At 62.6% G+C, this 5,015-nt stretch carries 4 protein-coding genes and 1 pseudogene; 4 read left to right on the plus strand and 1 reads right to left on the minus strand.

Features of this window, described 5'->3' with window-relative positions; genetic code table 11:
* Nucleotides 1-407: pseudogene (locus MTBLM5_RS16300) on the plus strand (sphingosine kinase); the annotation flags it as partial.
* Between the two features lie 98 nt (nt 408-505).
* The gene (mamV, locus tag MTBLM5_RS16305) at nt 506-1,492 is read left to right on the plus strand and encodes a CDF transporter MamV (RefSeq protein ID WP_254431096.1); all 987 of its coding nucleotides are present in this window, start codon (nt 506-508) and stop codon (nt 1,490-1,492) included.
* A gap of 49 nt (nt 1,493-1,541) precedes the next feature.
* Here the strand turns inward: mamV and MTBLM5_RS18975 are convergent, their stop codons facing one another.
* A complete protein-coding gene (locus MTBLM5_RS18975) occupies nt 1,542-2,837 on the minus strand; it encodes a hypothetical protein (protein WP_254431097.1) in 1,296 nt (431 codons plus the stop codon).
* A gap of 345 nt (nt 2,838-3,182) precedes the next feature.
* Between MTBLM5_RS18975 and MTBLM5_RS16315 the strand changes: the two genes are divergently transcribed.
* Both MTBLM5_RS16315 and mamW read left to right on the plus strand, forming a co-directional pair.
* Complete coding sequence (locus tag MTBLM5_RS16315; RefSeq protein WP_254431098.1) at nt 3,183-4,412, plus strand: chemotaxis protein CheY; 1,230 nt, start codon at nt 3,183-3,185, stop codon at nt 4,410-4,412.
* A 166-nt stretch (nt 4,413-4,578) separates the two neighbouring features.
* Nucleotides 4,579-4,932, plus strand: coding sequence for a magnetosome protein MamW (gene mamW, locus MTBLM5_RS16320; protein WP_008622215.1), 354 nt, complete (start codon nt 4,579-4,581; stop codon nt 4,930-4,932).
* Nucleotides 4,933-5,015: the final 83 nt, after the last annotated feature.

The raw sequence follows: 5,015 nt of genomic DNA on the forward strand, positions 1-5,015 counted from the left end.
TGGCCGGGCTGACCGGCCTGGCCCGGGGGCATCGCTTGATCGAAGCGGAGTTGATCGGACCCGACGTCCAAGCCCGGATCGCCACTTCCTTTTTTATGGTGTCCAACAATATGTGCCGGGATTCCGATCCGTTCCAGCTGGAGCGCGAGCGCATGGATGGTGCTACCCTGGGGGTTTATATCGGGCAGGGGGCGGGGCCAATCAGCCTCATGGATCTGGGCCTGCAGGTGGCCATGGGGCGTTGGGCCAGCAACGAGGCACTCATCCGAGGCTCCTTGCCCTGGCTGGAAATCCGGACCCGGCATCGCAAGTCGCTGGTCTCCATCGACGGCGAGGTGGAAAAGATGGAAGCCCCCTTCCGCTTCGACATCCTGCCCGGCGTCCTACCCATGCTGGTGCCCAAATAATCGCGGCCTTGCAAGGTGGTGCGGTTGCCATGGACGGCAGGCAACTGCTATAGAATAAACCACTGTGCGCATTGGCGTCGCCGATGCTGGGAAGGTCGATGAAACCAAGCAAATGCCAGGAATGTCGTGACCGAGCGGCTTGGCTGGACATGTTCAACGCCCTGGCTCTCGCCGTGTTCAAGACCGCTTTGGGGGTGCTGAGCGGCAGCATGGCGCTTCAGGCCCATTCCCTGCATTCCTTCGGCGATTTTCTGACCAAGGGCATCAATCTGGCCAGCGTCAAGCTGTCCAGCCGACCGGCCAATTCCGCCTTTCCCTACGGCTACGGCAAGGTTCAATTCCTGTCGGCCAATTTCATCGGCATCAGCCTGATGGCCGGGGCCGCCGCCATGCTGTGGTACAACGTCACCCATCTCGGCTCCGGCCATGTGCAGGTCCCCGAGGTCTGGGCCGTGTTCGGCGCCCTGATCTCCGCCGGAACCGCCGAACTGATGCATCGCTATCTGCGCTGCGTGGCCGAACACACCAACAGTCCCGCCATAATGGCCGCCGCCGCCGACAATCGGGGCGACGCCTATTCGTCTCTGGCTGTGCTGGCGGGCATCGTTTTGTCCATCCTGGGATGGGTGGCTGCGGATCATCTGGCCGCCATCTTGGTGTCGCTGCTGGTTTTGCGCATCGGCGCGGTGATCGCCTGGGACAGCATCCACGGCTTGATGGACGGCAGCGTTCCCTCCCATCGTATCGACGGCATCCGGCAATTGCTGGCCGCCCACCACCCCGGCGTCAGCGTCGTGGACCTGCGCGGTCGCCGCATGGGGGAAACCTGGGAAGTGGATCTGCAGCTTTCCATTTCAAGCCAGGTCACGGTCGAGGAGTGCCATGCCCTGACCCGGGAACTGGAAGGCAGGATCGCCCGGGAAGAGCCGCACGCCTGTCACATCCGCATCCGGTTTATTCCCCAATCCGGGGATGCGGCAAAAACCGCCGTCATCGAGACGGCGGCGGCGGTGGATGAATTCGCCTATCTGGTCGAGGCGCCCGCGGCCCTCCGGCCGCTTGGCCGCCGCCGCAATGGCGGCTGATCGCGGCGTGCGCCGGATTTGGCGCTCGCCGCTATAGGGACCGGGGCCGCTACGCCGTCGGCGATTGGTTGAGGCGCTGGAAGGCGGCCTCTTGGGAATCGGCTGCGCGGCGCTCTTGCAAGATTACATCCGCATCGTTCAGTCGCTTGGCGGCCACAAGCTTCAGCGGTGCGGCGTCATCCTTTTCCAACTCGCTGAGGGTATTGTCTCGGGCCGTCAGCGACAGCACGTTCTGCCATCCGGTCTTGATCATCTCCAACAGGTCGAGGGAGAGCGAGGGGTAGCCGCCGAGCATTGTGATCAAGGTGTCGAATTCGGACATCTTGTAAAAGATCTTCGACGACGCTCCCAATGCGGCGGGGGTGGTTCCATCGACGATCCGAGACGATTCCTGGACGGTCCGTTCGAGGCCGGAGGCCAGGATTCCCAACGAGAACTTACTGACGGTCCGCATGATCTCGGCATATTTCTTCTTGAAGAAGGACCCTGCCTCGCCTTCCTCCCGGCAATAGCAGTGGACCAGCCCCATGAGGTTCATCAGACGATTGAAATGGTCGCTGATCTTCGCCTTGGCGTTTTCCTCGGCGGGGTCGTGAAGCAGGGCTTGAAGCTCTTGAGAGATGCGCAGGGCCTCTTGGACGACCTGGACGCGGCGGTTGGACGGTGGCAGATGCTTGATATCGGGGCCTCGGCCGCCACCGGATGTTGCGGCCATGCCGATTCCGGCGGTGGCTTTAGACGGCGGCCGGCTTGGCGCCTCGGCGGTCGCGCCGCTCGGCGCCTCGGCGGCATTTTCGGGCCGGGCGACGGCGGACGGATTCTGCGGTGCGGTTTCCGCCGCCGGGCGCGGGGCCGTTCCATCGGTGGCGCGGCGACGCGGTCCCTGATAGTTGGGAAGATCGTTCCGCCTGCGGTCGGGACCGGCATAGCCGCCGCAATTGATGAATTCGCGCGAGTCGGCGAGAAGCGCCGAGACGGCTCTCAGCATTCCCCGCAGAGTGAGGGGGAGGGTGGCGAAGCCGGAGGCGCCGGCATCCCTGGCTTGGGTCAGACGCTCATTATCCCATCCTTCCGTGACGCACAGGAATGGAACCGTCCGGGCTCTGGGGGAAGACTCGCGCCGGATATGCTTCAGCAGGTCGATGTGATCATCGCCAGCCTCTGCCCAAATGACGAGATCGATGGTTGTGTAACGAAGCTGTAAAGTGGCATGTTCAACCGTATCAGTTTCGTGAATAACACCAATCCCAATCTGGTTAAGAACGTCGGCCAGCAGGCGGCGCTTTTTCTTGTCTGATGAAATCAGAAGGCATGCAATGTTCTTAAATGATGGCAGAGTTAGCATGCATTAACTCATAATGTGTAGGAATTGTATTTAATGAATGGGTGGCATATGCAGCGGAGAGTTTGGTTCGTCGGTCCCATTACCTCGACCTCACCTCTCGGCACGCCGAAGGAGGGTGCCGTTTGACGGCAAGCATATTCCGTATGACAAGCTTATTCCGTATGATGTGCCGAGTCCATGGGGGGCGAGGAAATCGTGTTCGAAAGATGGAATGGCCCGGCTGGCCAGTTCAACCTCGGCGCAAAAATATCCAGTAATTCTCGTAATTCGAGGGTTGTGCTGCGGCCTTGGCAATGCTTCGATACACACCTGATCGGTGGCGTTCGAAAGGGGTAGATCCTCAAGATGAAGCCATTTGCCGCCTGTAAGGGTCTAGTTGCTATCGCAGATGGCGGCCTGCGCAGGGTGCTGCGTGAGTTGTTGCTTGGGCTGAAGATGCATGATGTCGAATATCTCTCCGATGTTGGAGGGGTAACGCATGCCCTTCGCGCCAATCCCTCCATCGACCTGATCATCTCCCAAAACGACGTGCCGGGCGGCGGGGGCATTGCCATCGCCCGCCTTGTCCGTTGGAAAATGCCCGCTCCCGCCAATACGCTGCCCATCATCAGCCTGGGCCGGGACTGGACGCCGGAACTGCTGCAGGAAACCCGCGAGGCCGGAATCTGCGAGGTCATCGCCATGCCGACCTCGCTGATGGCGGTGCAGGCGAAGCTATTATCCGCCATGGACGGCAAGCGGCCTTTCATTTCCACCGCCACCTATCGCGGCCGCTGCCGTCGTCGCCGGTCGTCCAAGGGTCACCAGGGACCGTTCCGCCGGGCCGAGGACCGCATCGCCGAGCAGCTAAATCAGGCGGTCGAGAAATCGGAACGGCGGGCCATCCGGCAGGACTTGCAGGGAGAGCGTTCCTTGCCGCCGGTGCCCGGAATGGCGGCGGCCGCGCCGCAGTTGGGCTCTTTCGCGGCGCCAGCGCGTCCCAGGGCGGATGAGGCCGAGGAGGACGAAGGGGGCGACCGCCAGACCCGCGCGGTGATCGACAAGGCCTTCGTCACCGCCCGCCTGATCGAGCAGCTTCTGGCGCGGTTGGTGACCACCACCGGCGCCGAGGCGCAGGGGGCTCTGACCACGGCGGTGGCCGATGCCGAAGAGCGCCTCATCAACCTCATGGCGCTGGCGCAGATGCGCATCGAGCAGCACGGTTGCTCGGCGGCGGATATCGAGCGTCTGCGCATTATCCGCAAATCGGTGGATGCCAGCGCGGAATCGCTCCTGCGCGCCCAGCTTTCTCGGCTGATCAAGTCCGGCGAGGACATTTTGTCCGGGCGTGCCGGACTGTCTTTCAATATCGGTCGCGCCATGCAGGCTCGCATGAGCTATGCCCAATTCCTGATCAATGTCCGCGGCGGCATCGACATGCTCGACAGCGAGGTCAAGGACGCGGTCGAGAAAGCCCAAGGCATCGTGGCCCAGGTGAAGGAAATCGAGGCAAGGGTGTTGCCCTTGCCGCAGTTCGACACCGCCCGCTCGCCGAAGTCGCAGACGTCCGGCCGTTCTGGGCCTGCGGGCCGCTGATCCGGTTTCGGCGCCGAATTCGGCGCGATCGTCCCCGTTTCCGAACCATAGAAGATGACGTATTTTTCCCCTTCGGCTATGATTGCCGACGGTTTGCCCCGGCCTATGGAGACCGGGTGCTTTCGCCCGGGGATCTCGGCGCGGCCCATGGGTTTGGAAAGCGGCTATGCTGACAGCGATCATCGCCGGTATTTTATTGTTTCTGTTCGGAGTTCTCATCAAGGGCGTGTTCGCGCACGCCATGGTGATTCTCGTCGCCTGGTTGGCCAAGAACGGCCTGCTGCTGGCCTTTCTCCGGACCCGTTTCGGGCGTCGCGTGGTCCGGAACGCACGGTTCAGAACCTATGCCCAGGTGGGGCCGGGCAGCGGACGGCGGCGAGCCTATCAGGTCTTCAAGCGGATGGCGGGGGCCGAGCGGGCGACGGTTCGCGTCCTGACCCGGGTGCGCGATGGTTTCGCCCTGATGATCCGGCGCCGCCCCAATACGGCGGTGGTGCCGCACCGCAAGAATCCGTCTTGAGGGGGGACGGCCCTCCGGCCGCTTGGCCGCTTGCTCAATGCTTGCCTGAGCGTCGTGCCTCGCATTTGAGGCCCGACGTTAGA

It is taken from the genome of Magnetospirillum sp. LM-5, assembly GCF_902729445.1.
Classification (GTDB): Bacteria; Pseudomonadota; Alphaproteobacteria; order Rhodospirillales; family Magnetospirillaceae; genus Magnetospirillum.

Excerpts from the sequence above, each read along its gene's own strand:
- MTBLM5_RS16315 (WP_254431098.1), top strand. The coding sequence starts at position 3,183 with ATGAAGCCATTTGCCGCCTGTAAGGGTCTAGTTGCTATCGCAGATGGC.
- MTBLM5_RS18975 (WP_254431097.1), bottom strand. The coding sequence starts at position 2,837 with ATGCTAACTCTGCCATCATTTAAGAACATTGCATGCCTTCTGATTTCA.
- mamW (WP_008622215.1), top strand. The coding sequence starts at position 4,579 with ATGCTGACAGCGATCATCGCCGGTATTTTATTGTTTCTGTTCGGAGTT.
- mamV (WP_254431096.1), top strand. The coding sequence starts at position 506 with ATGAAACCAAGCAAATGCCAGGAATGTCGTGACCGAGCGGCTTGGCTG.